The following is a 17,019-nucleotide window of genomic DNA, read 5'->3' on the forward strand; positions in this document are numbered from 1 at the left end:
GTGCTCGCCGTCCCGATGCCGGGGCCGCGCGAGGCGGTCGCCGCCGTCGCCGCGGCCGCCGCGCACGGGCTGCGGATCGGCTGCTTCCGGCCTCCGTCGACCCCGGACGGGATCTCCCGGCTCCGGCTGACCGCGCACGCCCACCTGGCCGACGAGGAGATCGGTACGGCGGTCAAGGTGCTCCAGGAGATCCTGTCGTGACCGTCACCTTCGTCACCGGCACCGACACCGAGGTCGGCAAGACCGTCGCCACCGCGGCCCTCGTGGTGGCGCTGCGCGCCGCCGGCGAGCAGCCCTACGTGATCAAGCCGGCCCAGACCGGGATGGCCGAGGAGGACTACGGCGACCTGGACGCGGTCCGGCACCTCGCCGGCCCGGTCCCCGGGCACGAGGGGGTCCGGCTGCAGGCCCCGCTCGCGCCGGACACGGCCGCCCGGCTCGAAGGCGTCACCCTGCCCGACCTGGCGACCCAGCGCGACGCCATCGTGGACGCGGAGGCGGAGCACCACGTGCTGGTCGAGGGAGCCGGCGGCGTCCTGGTCCCGCTCGGCCACCACTGGAACGTGATCGACCTGGCCGAGACCGTCGCGCACGCCGGCGTACCGGTCCGGTTCGTCGTGGTCGCCCGCGCCGGGCTCGGCACCCTCAACCACAGCGCCCTGACCGTGCAAGCGATCGCCCACCGCGGTCTCGAGGTCGGCGGCGTGGTCATCGGCTCGTGGCCGGCCACCCCCGACCTCGCCGCCGAGCAGAACCTGCTCGACCTCCCGGTGCTGACCGGCGTCCCGGTGCTCGGACGGATCCCGCAGCGCTCCGGGCTGATGTCGGTCGAGGAGTTCACCGCCGCCGCGGCGGGCTGGCTCACCCTGCCTGCGGACTGAAACAGCCACCGCGCGCGCGTCCGCGGCCGTAGGGTCCGGGCCATGCGTCGCTGCCTCCTCGGAGTCCTCCTCCTGCTCGCCACCGGATGTGGCGGGACGCCCTCCCCCGGTGCCGCGCCGTCGGCGAGCCCGACCCCGGCAGCGCCCGCGCGACCCGCGCTCCAGGTGGCGGAGGGCAACGGCTCGATGTGCCTCGAACGGGTCCAGCGCCGCTACGACTTCGCCTACTGGTCCGAGCCCGTCACGGCCACGCAGCCCCTGGAGATCACCGGCGTGCGCGCCGAGGGCACCGGGGTGCGCGTGGTCGACGGCCAGGTCGCCCCGGTCGTCGGCGGCGCGCAGCTCGACGCGGTCGTCTCGGACTGGCCGTACACGCCGGGCCGCGACACCCGGCGCAGCGTCGAGTGGCGGTCCCGGACCGCCCTCGTGGGCGCGCAGCTCCCTGTCCAGCGGGCGATGCTGCCGTTCCTGCACTTCCGCGCCGTCCCGGGCGGGAACCTCACCGCGGTGCTCTACGACTACCGCACCGCGGACGGGGTGACCGGCGTCGCCCGCGCACCTCTGGAGATCCGGATCAGCGCCCGGGGCTGCTGACCCGACGCGACGCCTCAGTCCCGGCCGCGGCGTGCCGATGGAGGTACCGTCGTGGTCCCGCGGAAGGACCGCAGGAACCGAGAGGTGGAGCTGTGCTGGAGACGCTGGGCCGGACGAGGACGCACCGACTCGCACTGGCGGTGGTCGTCGCGCTCGTCTCGCTGCTCCCCGTGGTCGCGCAGACCCCGGCGCACGCGCGGGCGGCCGCGCTGCCGAGCAAGCGGGTCTGGCTCGCCGACGTGAGCACGGCGATGTCCGGGTCGATCCGCTACCTCGACGACCGGGTCGCGGCGGCCGGCACCGGCCAGGGCCTCGCGGTCGTGCTCGACATCGACAACACCTCGATCGCCACCCACTACGCCTGGCCCGACCCGGTGCTGCGGGTGCGCACCTTCGCCCGGCACGCCCGCGCGCTCGGCATCAAGGTCTACTTCGTCACCGGCCGGCTCCGCACCGACGTCCCGAACGTGCGCCCGGTGCTGCGCCGGGCCGGCTACACCTTCACCAGCATCTGCGGCCGCAACCAGGGCGAAAGCCTGCCCGCGAGCAAACAGCGCTGCCGTCGCTCGATCACGGCCGCGGGCAGCACGATCGTGGCCAACGTCGGCAACCGGTCCACCGACTTCGCCGGCGGGAACTACGAGCGCGCGTTCCGGCTCCCGAACTACGGCAACCAGCTCAGCTGATGTCGCGGCTGCGGTAGCGCAGCCAGGACAGCCCGAGCAGGAGCACCGCCACCCCGGTCAGGGCCGCCGCCGAGGCGGGGTCGAAGTCCTCCACCGGCATCGCCGGCACGTGGCTGAACGGCGAGACCCCGAGCAGCCACGACGGCAGGTCGAGCAGCTCCCCGATCTGCCCCAGCGTCAGGAACAGCACCAGCAGGCCCCAGGCCACCGGCACCGCGGACCGGCGCCACGCCAGGCAGGCCGCAGCGAGCGCGGTCACCACCCAGACCGCCGGGGCCTGGCCGAGCGCCGCCCCGACGACGTCGCCGAGAACCGCCCCGATCCCGTCGCCGGCACCCCCGTAGCCGAGCGCGACCGCGACCCCGAGCACCGCGAGCAGGGCGGTCGCGCCGACGACGGCCACCAGGACCGTGGCCGACCAGGTGCGGACCCGCGACGTCGCGGTGGCCAGCACCTGCTCGGTCCGGCCGTCGCCCTCGTCGGCACCCGCGTGCACGACCACCGAGATCCCGAAGCAGCAGATCACGGCCGCCGCGATCGACAGCACCGCGGCGATCAGGGTCTGCTCGATCGCGCCCTCCCCGCCCAGCCGCTGCATCATCTCCTGGGTCCCGGGCGAGTCGAGCAGGTCGCCGATGTTCGGGGCGATGGAGCCCATCACGAAGCCGAGGACCACCGTCCCGGCCGCCCAGACGACGAAGGTCGGCGTGTGCACCCGGACGGCGAGGGCGACCGCGTCGGCCAGCCGGGGCGAGCCGGTCGCGGGCCCCGGACGGGCGGCCAGCATGCCGCTGCCGAGGTCGCGACGGTCGTCGAGCGCGAACGCGAGGACGAGCAGCGCCGCGGCCAGAGCGACGTACAGCGCGAGGACCCACCAGCGCGGGTCCGAGTACGCCCGGAGCTGTGTCGACCACCCGAGCGGGCTGAGCCAGCTGAGCCAGGCGACCGACGTGTCCCCCACCGCCCGGAGCACGTACGCCGCCCCGAGCATCCCCGCCGCGATCGCGCCGCAGGTCCGGGCGCTGGCCGAGAGCTGGCACGCCACCGCGGTCATGCCGGCGACCGACAGCCCGACCCCGGCCCAGGATGCCCCGAACGCGAGTGAGCCGACGAGCGGGAGCCCGCCGAGGACGTTCGCTGCCGCTGCGAGGAGTCCGAGCACGACCGCCAGCACGGCGCTGGCGACAGCCGCCCCGGCGATCGGCGCGCTGCGACCGAGGGCGGTGCCGCCGACGAGCTCGGTGCGACCGCTCTCCTCCTCCACCCGGGTGTGCCGGCGGACGACGACCAGGAAGAAGACGCCCACGAAGACGGCGTAGAGGACCGTCATCTTGGTCATCGCCAGCTCGCCCAGGCTGTGCACGTCGAGGATCGGGCCGTAGAGCGCCACGATGGCCGGGCTGGAGCTGATCGCCTCGGCCGCCTCGACCCGGTCGGCGGCCGTCGGGTAGAGGGCCACCGTCCCGGCGGCGCTCGCGTAGCAGACGACGACGAGCACCGCGATCCAGCCGGTCGCCATCCACCGGTCGCGGCGCAGCGCGAACCGGGCCAGCAGCCCGGTGCCGGTGAGCCGGGAGCCGGCCGCGCGGGTGCCCACGGGCTGGCTCACGGGGCCACCGGGTCCGTGCGGTAGGCGTCCAGGAAGAGTTCCTCGAGGGAGGGCGGAGTGCTGGACAGGGAGCGGACCCCGGCGCCGGCCAGCGCGGCGAGGACGGGCTCCAGGGCATCCTGGTCGACGGTGCAGCGCACCCGGGATCCGTCGACCGCCAGGTCGTGCACGCCGGTCGTCGCGCTCAGGTCCGGGACCGGGCCGGCGACCTCTGCCTCGATCCGGGTGCGGTGCAGGTGCCGCATCTCCGCGAGCGAGCCGGACTCGACGGTCCGGCCGGTCCGGATGATCGTGACCCGGTCGGCGAGGCGCTCGACCTCGCTCAGGATGTGGCTGGACAGCAGCACCGTCGCACCGCGCGCGCTGTGCTCGGCGACGCACTCGTTGAACAGCTGCTCCATCAGCGGGTCCAGGCCCGAGGTCGGCTCGTCCAGGATCAGCAGATCGCTCTCCACCGCGAAGGCCGCGACCAGGGCCACCTTCTGCCGGTTGCCCTTGGAGTAGGCGCGCCCCTTCTTGGTCGGGTCGAGGTCGAACCGCTCGATCAGCTCCTCGCGCCGCGACGAAGACGGGTCGCCTCCGCGCATCCGGAGGAGCATGTCGATCGTCTCCCCGCCGCTGAGGTTCGGCCAGAGCGCGACGTCCCCGGGCACGTAGGCCAACCGCCGGTGGATGGCGACGGCGTCGCGCCACGGGTCCATCCCGAACACCTGCGCGCTGCCGCCGTCGACCCGGAGCAGACCGAGCAGCGCGCGGATCGTCGTCGACTTGCCGGCCCCGTTCGGCCCCAGGAACCCGTGCACCTCGCCCGGCTCCACCTGCAGGTCGAGCCCGTCCAGCGCCYGGAAGCTCCCGAACCGCTTCACCAACCCCCGCACGTCCACGACCGGTGCACCCATGCCAGCACGCTAGCGTCAGCCGCTCCCGAGCAGCGCCTCGATCCGGGGGATCTGGCGCTGGAGGGCGCGCAGGTGCGGGGCGACCGACGGGTGACCGTACTTGCCGGCGAGGGCGCCCTCCCCCGGCGCGATCCGGGCCAGCGCCCACTCGGCGCGGCTGAAGACCGTGTAGACGGCCATCACGCTGGCCGCGATCCGGACCTGCCGTCGGTCCGCCTCCGACCCGACCGCGGTCAGACCGCCGCAGTAGGCGTCGAGGAGCACGTCGAAGTCCTCGCGGGCCGACAGCGCGTAGTAGCCGAGGTCGGTGCCGATCGGGCCGATGCCGAACCCCTGCCAGTCGACGGTCAGGACGTCCTGCCCGCGAGAGGCGAGGAAGTTCGCCGGGACCGCGTCGCCGTGCAGCCGCCCGGCCGGTCCGGCCGCACGCTCGGCCAGCCAGTGCGTCCGGCGGGCCCACAGGTGCTCGGCCGCGTCCGCGAGCGTCGTACGTCGCAGGGTCGGCCAGCCGCCGCGCGCCTCGGCCATCGCCAGCCGGTCGGTCAACGTACGCCGCGAGGCCCAGCCGACCTCCCGGAAGGGCGCGCCGGCGAACCTCCCGAGCCCGGCGGCCACGAACAGCGCCGGCGGCGGCTCGGCGACCACCTCGGCGGTCACGACCGTGGCGCCCTCGTCGTCCTCCTCGACCCGCAGCACCGGGGCGGGCACCAGGCCGGGACCGTCGACGGCCTCCAGGTCGAGGGCGACCTCGACCTCGCGGCGCCAGTAGCCGGCGTGGTCGGGCGCGCCGAGCACGGCGGCCTCGTCCGGCTCCGGGCGGCGAAGCCTCTTCACGACGACGTCCTGGTCCTGGACCCGGGTCCGCCAGAGCCCGACGGTCGCCGGTCCCCCGCCCGCGCGCAGCGGCACCCAGGAGGGATCGGGCTGCCACATCGTCGGGCTCCGCTCGTCGGTCAGGCGTTGACGACCTCAATCGTGACAGAGCAGGCGTCGGACACGGCCTGTTCGAGCACCGCGCGTCGCGGGTCGGGAACGGGGAGGACGGGTCCGCGCGGTTCCCCGGTCCCGGCCAGCCGCGGGTCCTTGAGAACCTCGCGCAGCGCCTGCTCGTCGCCGCCGGCCACGAGCACCGTGCAGCCGGCGAGGATCCGGGCGGCGTGGTCCGCGGCGGCCTCGTAGGCGACGCGCGCCTGGTTGTCCCGCCGCCGGGCGAAACGCTGCTGGCTCTGCCCGCCCGCCTTGGTGCGCCCCTGGACGTGCCGCTGGCCGACCTTGGAGTCGGCGATCGCGGTGCCGCGGACCCGGGCGACCGCGAAACCGCCCTTGCGGACCAGGAGGATCCCCCAGTCCTGCGGCGGGACGCAGGCGCCGAGGAACGTCCCGACGTCCGCAGGCCCCTCGTAGCGCCCCGAGAACGGCGGGTCAGCCGCGAACGACGAGCCGTCGGCGGCAGCTCCGCGCAAGGAACCGTCCGTCACCGCCAAGGCGGTGTGCCCGTGCCGGGCGACGAAGTTGTCCACCCAGCGCCCGAGGCGTTCGGGCGGCACCCGGACGAGCGGCACGGGCCCGGCTCAGACGTTGAAGCCGAGCGCCCGCAGCTGCTCGCGGCCGTCGTCGGTGATCTTGTCCGGGCCCCACGGCGGCATCCAGACCCAGTTGATCGTGACGTCGGCGACGAGGCCCTCGAGCGCGGTGTTGGTCTGGTCCTGGATGACGTCGGTCAGCGGGCAGGCCGCCGAGGTGAGCGTCATGTCGAGAACCAGGTTCGACTCGGCGTCGACGTTGACCCCGTAGACGAGGCCCAGGTCGACGACGTTGATCCCGAGCTCGGGGTCGACGACGTCCTTCATCGCCTCGAGGATGTCGTCCTCGCTGGCGGTCGCCAGCGATGAGCTCTGGCCGCCGCCGAGGGGCACCTCGGGAAGGTCGCTGTGGTCAGGCATGGGTCTCCTCCTTGGTCCGGGTCTGGAGCGCGGCGTCCTTGAACGCCATCCAGGAAAGCAGGGCGCACTTCACGCGCGCGGGGAACTTGGCGACGCCGGCGAACGCGATGCCGTCCTCGAGGACGTCCTCGTCCGGCTCGACCTGGCCCTTGCCCTGCATCAGCTCGAGGAACGCCTCGTGCGTGGTCAGGGCCTCGTCGAGCGGCCGGCCGATCACCAGGTCGGCCATCACCGAGGCGGACGCCTGGCTGATCGAGCAGCCCTCGGCGTCGTACGAGACGTCGACGACGCGGTACCCGCGCTCGGCGTCCTCGGCCAGCTGGACGCGGAGCGTCACCTCGTCGCCGCAGGTCGGGTTGACGTGGTGCACCTCGGCCCCGAAAGGCTCCCGCAGCCCCGCGTGGTGGGGGTTGCGGTAGTGGTCCAGGATGATCTCCTGGTAGAGCGCGTCGAGATCCATGCCTACGTAACCTCAGCCGACCTTGAAGTAGTTCTTCGTGAACTCGAGCCCGTCGATGAGCGCGTCGATCTCGGCCGGCGTCGTGTACAGGTACGACGACGCGCGGGTCGAGCTCTGCACCCCGAACCGCTTGTGCGCCGGCTTGGCGCAGTGGTGCCCGGCGCGGACCGCGATCCCCCGGCTGTCGAGCAGCTGGGCGACGTCGTGCGGGTGCACGCCGGCGAGCTCGAAGGAGACCGCACCGCCGCGGCGGGCCGGGTCCGTCGGGCCGAGGACGCTGACCCCGCCGACCGAGGCCAGGCCGTCGAGCAGGTAGCCGGTGATCGCCTGCTCGTGGGCGTGGATCCGGTCCAGCCCGACGTGGCTGATGTAGTCGATCGCCGCGCCGAGGCCGATGGCCTCGACGATCGGCGGGGTGCCGGCCTCGAACTTGTGCGGGATCGGCGCCCAGGTCGACTCCTCCATCGACACGGTCGCGATCATCTCGCCGCCGCCGAGGAACGGGGGCAGCGCGTCCAGGTGCTGCCGCTTGCCCCAGAGCACGCCGATCCCGGTCGGGCCGGTGACCTTGTGGCCGGTGAAGGCGACGAAGTCGGCGTCGACGGCCTGGACGTCGACCGGCAGCTGCGGCGCCGCCTGGGAGGCGTCGAGCACGACGACGGCCCCGATCTCGTGCGCCCGGCGGGCGATCTCGGCGACCGGGTTGATCGTGCCGAGCATGTTCGACACCCAGGTGAGCGAGACGACCTTGGTGCCCGGGACGAGCAGCTCGTCGATGTTCGACAGGTCGAGCTCACCACCGTCGGTGATTCCGAACCAGCGCAGCTCGGCGCCCGAGCGCTCGCAGGCCAGCTGCCACGGCACGATGTTGGAGTGGTGCTCCATCTCGGTGATCACCACGCGGTCGCCGGGGCCGAGCGGGAAGGTGCGCGCCACCAGGTTGAGCGCCTCGGAGGCGTTCTTGGTGAAGATCACCTCCTCGCGCGACGGCGCGTTCAGGAACGCCGCCACCTTGTCGCGAGCAGCCTCGAACGCCTCGGTCGACTCCGCGCCGAGCGTGTGCATGGCGCGGGCGATGTTGGCGTTGTGACGCTCGAGCTGGTCGACCATCGCGTCGATGACCACCTGCGGCTTCTGCGAGGTGTTCGCCGAGTCGAGGTAGACCAGCGGCAGGTCGTTGGCGACCGTCCGCTCCAGGATCGGGAAGTCCTTGCGGATGACCTCGAGGTCCGAGAGAAGTCCTTCCATCACCATTCCCTTCCGATTCGATCGATGTGGTGCGAGAGGCGGTGCCGTGCAAGGCGGAGGAGCGAAGGCGGCCTCTGAGCGGAGCGGGCCGTCGAGCGACGACAACGCAGCAGGGTGCCGCCTATCGCGCCACAGCGACGAAGCGGTCGTAGCCGTTGGCCTCGAGCTCGTCGGCCAGCTCCGGGCCGCCCTCCTCGGCCACCTGGCCGTTGACGAAGACGTGCACGAAGTCCGGCTTGATGTAGCGCAGGATCCGCGTGTAGTGCGTGATCAGCAGGACGCCCTTGTCGCCGTTCTCCTTGAAGCGGTTGACGCCCTCGGAGACGATCTTGAGCGCGTCGATGTCGAGGCCCGAGTCGGTCTCGTCGAGGACGGCCACCTTCGGGTCCAGCAGCTCGAGCTGGACGATCTCGTGGCGCTTCTTCTCGCCGCCGGAGAAGCCCTCGTTGACGTTCCGGCTGGCGAACGCGGTGTCCATCTTGACCCGGTCCATCGCCGCGTTGACGTCCTTGACCCAGGTGCGCAGCTTGGGGGCCTCGCCGTCGATGGCGGTCTTGGCGGTGCGCAGGAAGTTCGACACCGAGACACCGGGGACCTCGACCGGGTACTGCATCGCGAGGAACAGGCCGGCGCGGGCGCGCTCGTCGACCGACATCTCGAGCACATCGACACCGTCGAGGGTGATCGAGCCGCTGGTGACGGTGTACTTCGGGTGCCCGGAGATGGTGTAGGCCAGCGTGGACTTGCCCGAGCCGTTCGGCCCCATGATGGCGTGCGTCTCGCCGTCCTTGATGCTCAGGTTGACGCCCTTGAGGATCTCCTTGGGCCCGTCCTCGGTGTCCACCGAGACGTGCAGGTCCTTGATCTCCAGCGTTGCCATGTCAGTTGTCTCCTAGATCTACAAGTACGTCGTCACCGGAGATCTGCACCGGGAAGACGGGAACGGGTTCGGTGGCCGGCGGGCCGAGCGGCTTGCCGGTCCGGAGGTCGAAGCGAGAGCCGTGCATCCAGCACTCGATCTCGCAGTTGGCGACGTCGCCCTCGGAGAGCGCCACGGCGGCGTGGCTGCACTCGTCCTCGATCGCGAAGATCTCGTCGCCGTCGCGGACGATCGCGACGTCGAGACCGTCGACCTCGACCCGCAGCGGGGTGCGGTCGGCGACCTCGCTGAGCGAGCAGGCGCGGACGAAAGCCATCAGGCGGTGCCGTCCGAGAAGGGCTTGAGCACGTTCTTGGCGAGCTCCGCCTCGACGGTCTCGGTCAGCTTGGCCTCGAGCGACTCGACGCCGATGCGGCCGATCAGGTCGTTGAAGAAGCCGTGCACGACCAGGCGGCGGGCCTCGGCCTCCTCGATCCCGCGCGAGCGCAGGTAAAAGAGCTGGTTGTCGTCGAACCGGCCGGTGGCCGAGGCGTGCCCGGCACCCTCGATCTCGCCGGTCTCGATCTCCAGGTTCGGGACCGAGTCCGCCTGGCAGCCGTCGGTGAGGACCAGGTTGCGGTTCTCCTCGTAGGTCTCGATGCCCTCGGCGACCTTGCGGATCAGCACGTTCCCGATCCAGACCGCGTGCGCGCCCTGGCCCTGCAGCGCGCCCTTGTAGATCACGTTGCTCTTCGTCTTCGGAGCGGTGTGGTCGACGAACAGGCGGTGCTCGATGTGCTGGCCCTCGTCGGCGAAGTACATGCCGAGCATCTCGACCGAGCCACCCGGGCCGGCGTACTCGGCGGTGGCGTCGTGGCGGACCACGTCGCCGCCGAAGGACACCGAGACGTGCTTGAGGGTGGCGTCCCGGCCGATCCGCGCGTGCTGGGTGGAGTGGTGGACGGCGTCGTCGGCCCAGTCCTGGAGGGAGACGACGGTCAGGTCGGCTCCGTCCTCCAGCACGATCTCGATGTTCTCGGCCAGCACCGCGCTGCCCTCGAAGTCGAGGACGACGGTGGCCTTGGAGAACTTCTCGGCGACGATCACGGTGTGGCCGGCGCCGGCCAGCTCCGCACCGGTACCGACGTGACGGAGCACCGTGGCGCCCTCGACGACGGCCTCGGCCGGGACCCGGACCAGGGTTACGCCGGTGGCGGCGGCCCAGGCGCGGGCGGAGACCCGGTCGGTCGGGACCAGGCCGGAGATGCCGCGGACGTCGGCGTCGGCACCGAGGTGCTCGACGGTCACGCTGCCGGCGATCTCGGCCTCGACCTTGGTGGCGCCGTCGGCGAAGGCCGCCTCGGCGTGCAGGCCGCGGAGGCGCTTGAGCGGGGTGAACCGCCAGATCTCCTCCATCCCGGTCGGGACCGGGTGGTCCGCGAGGTCGAAGGAACCCTCGGGGTGCAGGTGGGACTCCACCTTGTCGACCTCGAGAGCACGGGACACACCCGCTTCGTTGGACACCGTGGCCGTCATCCGACAGCACCCTCCATCTGCAGTTCGATCAGGCGGTTGAGCTCGAGCGCGTACTCCATCGGGAGCTCCTTGGCGATGGGCTCGACGAAGCCGCGGACGATCATCGCCATCGCCTCGTCCTGCTCCATGCCGCGCGACATCAGGTAGAACAGCTGGTCGTCGGAGACCTTCGAGACGCTGGCCTCGTGACCCATCGAGACGTCGTCCTCGCGGATGTCGACGTACGGGTAGGTGTCCGAGCGGCTGATCTGGTCGACCAGGAGCGCGTCGCAGAGCACGTTGCTCTTCGAGCCGTGGGCGCCCTCGTTGATCTGGATCAGGCCCCTGTACGACGTCCGGCCGCCGCCGCGCGCCACCGACTTGCTCAGGATGCTGGACGACGTGTTCGGCGCCGCGTGGACCATCTTCGCGCCGGCGTCCTGGTGCTGGCCCTCGCCGGCGAACGCGATCGAGAGCGTCTCGCCCTTGGCGTGCTCGCCCATCAGGTAGATCGCCGGGTACTTCATGGTGACCTTGGAGCCGATGTTGCCGTCGACCCACTCCATCGTCGCGCCCTCCTCGCAGACGGCGCGCTTGGTGACCAGGTTGTACACGTTGTTCGACCAGTTCTGGATGGTCGTGTAGCGGCAGCGGCCGCCCTTCTTCACGATGATCTCGACGACCGCGGAGTGCAGCGAGTCGCTGGAGTAGATCGGCGCGGTGCAGCCCTCGACGTAGTGCACGTAGGCGTCCTCGTCGACGATGATCAGCGTGCGCTCGAACTGGCCCATGTTCTCGGTGTTGATCCGGAAGTAGGCCTGCAGCGGGATGTCCACGTGGACGCCCTTGGGCACGTAGATGAACGAGCCGCCGGACCACACCGCGGTGTTCAGCGCGGAGAACTTGTTGTCGCCGACCGGGATGACCGTGCCGAAGTACTCCTGGAAGAGCTCCGGCTGCTCCTTGAGGGCGGTGTCGGTGTCGAGGAAGAGCACGCCCTGCGCCTCGAGGTCCTCGCGGATCRAGTGGTAGACGACCTCGGACTCGTACTGGGCCGCGACGCCGGCGACGAGGCGCTGCTTCTCCGCCTCCGGGATGCCGAGCTTGTCGTAGGTGTTCTTGATGTCCTCGGGCAGGTCCTCCCACGAGGCGGCCTGCTTCTCCGAGGAGCGCACGAAGTACTTGATGTTGTCGAAGTCGATGCCGTCGAGCTCGGCACCCCACACCGGCATCGGCTTGCGGCCGAACAGCCGCAGGCCCTTGAGCCGGAGCTCGAGCATCCAGTCGGGCTCGCTCTTCTTCGAGGAGATGTCGCGGACGACGTCCTCGTTGAGCCCGCGCTTGGCCTCGGCACCGGCGACGTCGGTGTCGGCCCAGCCGAACTCGTAGCGTCCGATGCCCTTGAGCTCGGGGTTCAGCTCTTCGATGGAGGTCATTGCGAGACCACCCTCTCTGCCTTGTCGGCCCGTGTTGACGGGTGCTGGGGGATGCAGGTCGTGCAGACGCCGTCGCCGTGGGCGATGGTCGCCAGTCGCTGTACGTGGCTGCCGAGCACGCGGCTGATCGCCTCGGTCTCGGCCTCGCACAGCTGGGGGAATTCGTGGGCCACGTGGGAGACCGGGCAGTGCTGCTGGCACAGCTGCTCGCCGACCGGGAGGGCCTTCACCGAGGCGGCGTACCCGGCGCCGCTGAAGACCCGGGCGAGCACCTCGGCCGGGGTGAGCTCGGGGTGCTCGGCGGCCACGGTGGCGAACTTCTCCTCGACGAAGGACATCCGGCGCTCGGCGAACGCCTTGACCGCGTCGTCGCCGCCGGTCTCGGCGAGGAACCGGAGCGCCTGCACGGCGAGGTCGTCGTACTGCTGCTCGAAGTGGTCGCGCCCGGTCTCGGTGAGGGCGAAGACCTTGGCCGGCCGGCCGCGGCCGCGCACCAGCGGGATCCGGGGCTCGCGGACCTCGATCGCCTGCTCGGCGAGGAGGTGGTCGAGGTGCCTGCGGACGGCCGCCGGGGTGAGCGCGAGGCGCTCGCCGAGGGCCGCGGCGGTCGACGGACCGTGCTCCAGGATCGACCGGACGACCCGCTCGCGCGTGGGCGCGTCGGCAGGATCCGCGGCACGCAGATCGGTGGTCCGGTCGATTTCCACAACACCAGTGTGCCGTTAATGGTTGGCGCGATTCAAATAAGGGTCACCTAACCCGATTCTCAGCCCACGCACGGATCAGGAAAGGACAGTTTCCGGAGCCGTTGCCTTGAGTCGGCCCCCGACCGGCCGATGGTCCCGGCAGAAGGTTCGGAGGTGATCCATGACGGTAGTGCGCAAGGCGCTGCAGTCCCGCATCGCGCTGCTGCTCGGCCTCGTCGTGGCCGTCGCCGTCCCGGTCGCCACCGCACCGCGCCTGCCCGCGCTGAACCTCTGGCCGCTCCTCGCCGGCCTGGTCCCGTGGATCCTCGGCAAGTACGGCCTCTGCGCGCTCCGCTGGCGCGCGGTCGCCTCGGCCGCCCCGGACGCACCGAAGGGCCGGCTCTGGTACCTGCGCACGCACGCCGAGTCGGAATTCCTCGGCCTGCTGACCCCGGGCCACGTGGGCGCCGACCTCTGGCGGGTCAAGCAGCTGCACGGGACCGGGGTCGCCCGCGGCGACGCGGTCACGAGCGTGGCGCTCGACCGGTTCGCCGGGGCTGTCGGACTCGCCGTCTTCATGGCCTTCGCGGCCTCCGAGCTCCCCACCACGCTCGTCCTGGCCACCCTCGGCGTCGCCGCGGTCGCGGTGGTCGCCGTGCTGGCCGCGCGCCGCTGGCGTCCTCGCTGGCTCCCCGGCGGGCCACTGCCCTCCTGGCGGGCCCTCGGCCTGGCGCTGCTCCTGGCGGCGGGCTACCAGCTCACCATCGCGGGGCTGCTGCTCGGCACCATCGCCGCGACCGGGCACTCGCTCTCGCCGCTCCAGGTGCTGGCCGCCTTCGGGGCCAGCCAGGCCGCCGCGGTCCTCCCCGGCGTCAACGGGGCCAGCCCGCGCGACGGCGCCCTCGTGGTCGCCCTGGTCGCCTTCGGCCTGCCCCTGGTCGCCGCGGCCGCCGCCGTCACCGTCCGGGCCGCGCTCGCCTGGCTCCCGGCACTGGCCCTCGGCGGGCTCAGCCTGGCGCTGCTGCGCCGCCAGCGTGGACCTCTCAGGCAGGTCTCAGCCACCGCCTTCTAGAATCCGCGGGTGCCCTCCTCTCCTGCCGTCGAGGTCGCCGGCCTGGTCATGAGGTACGGCGACAAGACCGCCGTCGACGCGCTCGACCTCGTCGTCGAGCGCCACACGATCACCGCGGTGCTCGGCCCCAACGGCGCCGGCAAGACCACCACGCTGGAGACCTGCGAGGGTTACCGCCGTCCGCACGGCGGCACCGTCCGCGTCCTCGGGCTCGACCCGATCGGCCAGCGCCGCGACCTGCTCCCCCGGATCGGCGTGATGCTCCAGGGCTCCGGCGCCTGGTCCGGGGTCCGCGCGATGGAGATGCTGCGCCACATCGCCCGGCTGCACGCCCACCCCCTGGACGTCGACATGCTCGCCGACCGGCTCGGCCTGCACGACTGCGGGCGGACGCCGTACCGGCGGCTGTCCGGCGGCCAGCAGCAGCGGCTCGGGCTGGCGATGGCCGTCGTGGGCCGCCCCGAGGTGGTCTTCGTCGACGAGCCGACCGCCGGCATGGACCCGCTCGCCCGCCGCACCACCTGGGAGCTGCTCGAGGAGCTGCGCGCCGACGGCGTCACCGTCGTCCTCACCACGCACTACATGGACGAGGCCGAGCGGCTCGCCAACCACATCCACATCATCGACCACGGCCGGATGATCGCCTCGGGGACGCCGCTGGAGCTGACCCGCGGCGGCACCGCGACCATCCGGCTCGTCGTCACGAAGCCCTTCCCGGCGGGCGCGCCGCTGTCCCTCCAGGCCGCGCTCGGGCCGAAGGTCGAGGTCACGCCGATCAACGACGTCAGCCTGCTGGTCACCGGGCCCGCCGACCACACCACGCTCGCCACGGTCGCCCGCTGGTGCGAGGAGCAGGCCGTGCTGCCGGAGTCGCTCAACCTCGGCCAGCGCAACCTCGAGGACGTCTTCCTCGAGATCACCGGACGGGAGCTCCAGCCATGACGGGCACGTCGAACGGCACCCCGGGCGGCACCGCGAGCGGCGTCTTCAGCCCGCGGCCCGGCAGCGCGCCGCTGGCGCGCCAGGTCGCCGCGCAGTCCTCGATCGAGGCCCGCCTGATGCTCCGCAACGGCGAGCAGCTCCTGCTCGCCGTCGTGATCCCGGTGATCGTGCTCATCGGCGGCGTCGTCGCCGCCAAGCACGTCGACCTCAACCTCGACCACCGGCCGATCGACGCGCTCACGCCCGGCGTCCTCGCCCTCGCCGTGATGTCGACCGCGTTCACCTCGCTGGCCATCGCGACCGGCTTCGAGCGCCGGTACGGCGTGATCAAGCGGCTCGGCTCCTCCCCGCTGCCGCGCTCCGGCCTGCTCGCCGGCAAGGTCGGCGCGCTGCTGGCCGTCGAGCTCTTCCAGGTGATCGTGATCAGCGCGGTCGCGTTCGCGATGGGCTGGGAGCCGCACCCCGGCATCGCGCCGGTGCTGCTCGGCCTCGAGGCCGTGCTGCTCGGCACGGCCGCCTTCGCCTCTCTCGGCCTGTTCGTCGCCGGCGTGCTGCGCGCCGAGGCGACCCTGGCGGCGGCCAACCTGATCTACCTGCTCCTGCTGGCCGGCGGCGCCGTCGTGCTCCCCGCCTCCGCCTACGGTCCCGGCGGCGACCTGCTCACCCTGCTGCCCTCCGGCGCGCTCGGCGAGGCGATGCGGGACGCGCTCATCCACGGCTCCTTCGCCGCCCGGGACCAGCTCGTGCTGCTCGCCTGGGCGGCCCTCGGCACCGTGCTCACCGCAAGGACCTTCCAGTGGGAGTGACCGAGACCCCGGCCCGCACCGGCAGCGGCCCGGACCTGGCGCGCCACCTGCGCCCGCTCGCCTGGGCGACGCTGGTCGCCAACATGACCCTCGTCGTCACCGGCGGCGCGGTCCGGCTCACCGGCTCCGGCCTCGGCTGCCCGACCTGGCCGCGCTGCACCGAGGAGTCGTTCACCCCGCACCAGGCACTCACCCTGCACTCGGCGATCGAGTTCGGGAACCGGATGCTCACCTTCGCCCTGGTGGCGATCGCGGTCGCGACCTTCGTGGCGGCGTACCAGGCGACGAGGCGGACCGGGCGGACCGAGCTGCGCACCACCGCGCTCGTGCTCGCGCTCGGCATCCCCGCGCAGGCGGTGATCGGTGGCATCACCGTCCTCACCGACCTGAACCCGTGGGTGGTCTCGTTCCACCTGCTCTGCTCCCTGGCCATCATCGGCCTGGCCGTCTACTTCCTCCGGATCGTGGACGCGCCGCTTCCGGCGGCGACCGCTTCGCAGGCGGTCCGCGGCCTGGCCTGGTCGATGTTCGCCGCCGGGTGCGCCGTCCTGTACGTCGGCACGGTCGTGACCGGCTCGGGCCCGCACGCCGGCGACGAGAAGTCCCCGCGCAACGGGCTCGACCCGCTGCAGCTCTCCCAGCTGCACGCGGACCTGGTCTTCCTCTTCGTCGGACTCACCCTCGGGCTGCTGTTCACGCTCCGCGCGACCGGCGCCAGGCCGGAGGCCCTCCGGGCCGTCACGCTGCTCCTGGTCGCCGAGGTGGCGCAGGGCGGCATCGGGTTCGTCCAGTACTTCACGGACCTGCCGGTCGTCCTGGTCGGCTTCCACATGCTCGGCGCCGCGGTGATCATGGCGACCATGACCTGGACGGTGCTGGCGACCCGCGAGGGCTGACGGCCCGGCCTCAGAGCCGCTTCTCGCCGAACCAGGTGGCCACCGGGTTGCCGTTGAAGTTCGGGACCGGGGCGTAGCCCTCGGACTCGTACAGGGCGATCGCGTGCTGGTGCCGCGGCCCGGTGTCCATCCGGGCGACCGCGTAGCCGCGCTCCCGGGCCGCGTCCTCGAGCGCGTGCAGCAGGAGCCGCGCCAGGCCCTGCCGGCGGGCTCCCGGGACGACGTACATCCGCTTGATCTCGCAGGCCCCGTCCGGCAGCCGCTTGATGCCGCCGCAGCAGACCGCGCCCTCGGTGCCGTAGCCGATCAGGAACACTCCGTGCGGCGGTCCGAGCTCGTCCGGGCCGGCCTTCGGCATGTCCGGCGCGTTGACGTCGACGCCGTCGTACGTCGCGGCGATCTCGGCGGCGTACCCGACCAGCAGGACCGCTCCGTCACCGGTGTCCACCGGCGACTCCCGGAACTCCACGACCGGGCCGGGCACGGC

Annotated in this window: 20 protein-coding genes and 1 pseudogene; 8 read left to right on the forward strand and 13 right to left on the reverse strand. The window is 72.4% G+C overall.

Annotated elements, in window-relative coordinates:
* The 4 genes and pseudogenes from AB4Y76_RS14400 to AB4Y76_RS14415 all read left to right on the forward strand — a co-directional run.
* A pseudogene (locus tag AB4Y76_RS14400) lies at positions 1 to 201 on the forward strand (8-amino-7-oxononanoate synthase); the annotation flags it as partial.
* Entirely contained in the window at positions 198 to 881 is a 684-nt protein-coding gene (gene bioD / locus AB4Y76_RS14405; RefSeq protein WP_441926419.1) for a dethiobiotin synthase, read from the forward strand. The pseudogene AB4Y76_RS14400 and the gene bioD, both read left to right, overlap by 4 nt.
* 42 nt (positions 882 to 923) lie before the next feature.
* A complete protein-coding gene (locus AB4Y76_RS14410) occupies positions 924 to 1,475 on the forward strand; it encodes a hypothetical protein (RefSeq protein ID WP_441926421.1) in 552 nt (183 codons plus the stop codon).
* 92 nt (positions 1,476 to 1,567) lie between these two features.
* Complete coding sequence (locus AB4Y76_RS14415) at positions 1,568 to 2,161, forward strand: HAD family acid phosphatase (protein ID WP_441926423.1); 594 nt, start codon at positions 1,568 to 1,570, stop codon at positions 2,159 to 2,161.
* On the opposite strand, the gene AB4Y76_RS14420 is transcribed toward AB4Y76_RS14415, so the two are convergent.
* The 12 genes from AB4Y76_RS14420 to AB4Y76_RS14475 all read right to left on the reverse strand — a co-directional run bounded on the left by AB4Y76_RS14420 (position 2,154) and on the right by AB4Y76_RS14475 (position 12,837).
* Positions 2,154 to 3,770 carry an ABC transporter permease gene (locus tag AB4Y76_RS14420; protein WP_441926425.1) on the reverse strand — a complete coding sequence of 539 codons (1,617 nt, stop codon included), beginning with the start codon at positions 3,768 to 3,770 and terminating at the stop codon, positions 2,154 to 2,156. The two genes, AB4Y76_RS14415 and AB4Y76_RS14420, sit on opposite strands and share 8 nt — an antisense overlap.
* A complete protein-coding gene (locus AB4Y76_RS14425) occupies positions 3,767 to 4,669 on the reverse strand; it encodes an ABC transporter ATP-binding protein (protein ID WP_441926426.1) in 903 nt (300 codons plus the stop codon). The genes AB4Y76_RS14420 and AB4Y76_RS14425 overlap by 4 nt, the downstream gene beginning before the upstream one ends.
* 15 nt (positions 4,670 to 4,684) lie before the next feature.
* The gene (locus AB4Y76_RS14430; RefSeq protein WP_441926428.1) at positions 4,685 to 5,602 is read right to left on the reverse strand and encodes a phosphotransferase family protein; all 918 of its coding nucleotides are present in this window, start codon (positions 5,600 to 5,602) and stop codon (positions 4,685 to 4,687) included.
* Between the two features lie 20 nt (positions 5,603 to 5,622).
* Positions 5,623 to 6,231: an acVLRF1 family peptidyl-tRNA hydrolase gene (locus tag AB4Y76_RS14435; protein WP_441926430.1), complete on the reverse strand. Its 609-nt coding sequence runs from the start codon at positions 6,229 to 6,231 to the stop codon at positions 5,623 to 5,625.
* Positions 6,232 to 6,240: 9 nt separating this feature from the next.
* The gene (locus AB4Y76_RS14440) at positions 6,241 to 6,612 is read right to left on the reverse strand and encodes a metal-sulfur cluster assembly factor (protein ID WP_441926431.1); all 372 of its coding nucleotides are present in this window, start codon (positions 6,610 to 6,612) and stop codon (positions 6,241 to 6,243) included.
* A complete protein-coding gene (sufU, locus tag AB4Y76_RS14445) occupies positions 6,605 to 7,072 on the reverse strand; it encodes a Fe-S cluster assembly sulfur transfer protein SufU (RefSeq protein ID WP_441926433.1) in 468 nt (155 codons plus the stop codon). The genes AB4Y76_RS14440 and sufU overlap by 8 nt, the downstream gene beginning before the upstream one ends.
* 12 nt (positions 7,073 to 7,084) lie before the next feature.
* Positions 7,085 to 8,320 carry an aminotransferase class V-fold PLP-dependent enzyme gene (locus AB4Y76_RS14450; RefSeq protein ID WP_441926435.1) on the reverse strand — a complete coding sequence of 412 codons (1,236 nt, stop codon included), beginning with the start codon at positions 8,318 to 8,320 and terminating at the stop codon, positions 7,085 to 7,087.
* Between the two features lie 121 nt (positions 8,321 to 8,441).
* Positions 8,442 to 9,200, reverse strand: a complete 759-nt coding sequence (gene sufC / locus AB4Y76_RS14455; RefSeq protein ID WP_441926437.1) for a Fe-S cluster assembly ATPase SufC — start codon at positions 9,198 to 9,200, stop codon at positions 8,442 to 8,444.
* 1 nt (position 9,201) lies between these two features.
* Positions 9,202 to 9,516 (reverse strand): non-heme iron oxygenase ferredoxin subunit, encoded by a 315-nt coding sequence (locus AB4Y76_RS14460; RefSeq protein ID WP_441926439.1) that lies wholly within the window; start codon positions 9,514 to 9,516, stop codon positions 9,202 to 9,204.
* Positions 9,516 to 10,715 carry a Fe-S cluster assembly protein SufD gene (sufD, locus tag AB4Y76_RS14465; RefSeq protein WP_441926441.1) on the reverse strand — a complete coding sequence of 400 codons (1,200 nt, stop codon included), beginning with the start codon at positions 10,713 to 10,715 and terminating at the stop codon, positions 9,516 to 9,518. The genes AB4Y76_RS14460 and sufD overlap by 1 nt, the downstream gene beginning before the upstream one ends.
* Complete coding sequence (sufB, locus tag AB4Y76_RS14470; protein WP_441926443.1) at positions 10,712 to 12,130, reverse strand: Fe-S cluster assembly protein SufB; 1,419 nt, start codon at positions 12,128 to 12,130, stop codon at positions 10,712 to 10,714. Before sufB ends, sufD begins: the two co-directional genes overlap by 4 nt.
* Entirely contained in the window at positions 12,127 to 12,837 is a 711-nt protein-coding gene (locus AB4Y76_RS14475; protein ID WP_441926445.1) for a helix-turn-helix transcriptional regulator, read from the reverse strand. The genes sufB and AB4Y76_RS14475 overlap by 4 nt, the downstream gene beginning before the upstream one ends.
* Before the next feature lie 160 nt (positions 12,838 to 12,997).
* On the opposite strand from AB4Y76_RS14475, the gene AB4Y76_RS14480 reads away from it, so the two are divergent.
* From AB4Y76_RS14480 to AB4Y76_RS14495, 4 genes are read left to right on the forward strand one after another with little or no spacing between them, the layout of a single operon-like run.
* The gene (locus AB4Y76_RS14480; RefSeq protein WP_441926447.1) at positions 12,998 to 13,888 is read left to right on the forward strand and encodes a lysylphosphatidylglycerol synthase domain-containing protein; all 891 of its coding nucleotides are present in this window, start codon (positions 12,998 to 13,000) and stop codon (positions 13,886 to 13,888) included.
* A gap of 9 nt (positions 13,889 to 13,897) precedes the next feature.
* Positions 13,898 to 14,830: an ABC transporter ATP-binding protein gene (locus AB4Y76_RS14485; RefSeq protein WP_441926449.1), complete on the forward strand. Its 933-nt coding sequence runs from the start codon at positions 13,898 to 13,900 to the stop codon at positions 14,828 to 14,830.
* Positions 14,827 to 15,636 (forward strand): ABC transporter permease, encoded by an 810-nt coding sequence (locus AB4Y76_RS14490; RefSeq protein WP_441926450.1) that lies wholly within the window; start codon positions 14,827 to 14,829, stop codon positions 15,634 to 15,636. The genes AB4Y76_RS14485 and AB4Y76_RS14490 overlap by 4 nt, the downstream gene beginning before the upstream one ends.
* Complete coding sequence (locus AB4Y76_RS14495; RefSeq protein WP_441926452.1) at positions 15,627 to 16,532, forward strand: COX15/CtaA family protein; 906 nt, start codon at positions 15,627 to 15,629, stop codon at positions 16,530 to 16,532. The genes AB4Y76_RS14490 and AB4Y76_RS14495 overlap by 10 nt, the downstream gene beginning before the upstream one ends.
* Positions 16,533 to 16,542: 10 nt before the next feature.
* Here the strand turns inward: AB4Y76_RS14495 and AB4Y76_RS14500 are convergent, their stop codons facing one another.
* Positions 16,543 to 17,016, reverse strand: coding sequence for a GNAT family N-acetyltransferase (locus tag AB4Y76_RS14500; RefSeq protein WP_441926454.1), 474 nt, complete (start codon positions 17,014 to 17,016; stop codon positions 16,543 to 16,545).
* Between the last annotated feature and the right edge of the window lie 3 nt (positions 17,017 to 17,019).

It is taken from the genome of Marmoricola sp. RAF53 (assembly GCF_052114005.1).
Classification (GTDB): domain Bacteria; phylum Actinomycetota; class Actinomycetes; order Propionibacteriales; family Nocardioidaceae; genus Marmoricola.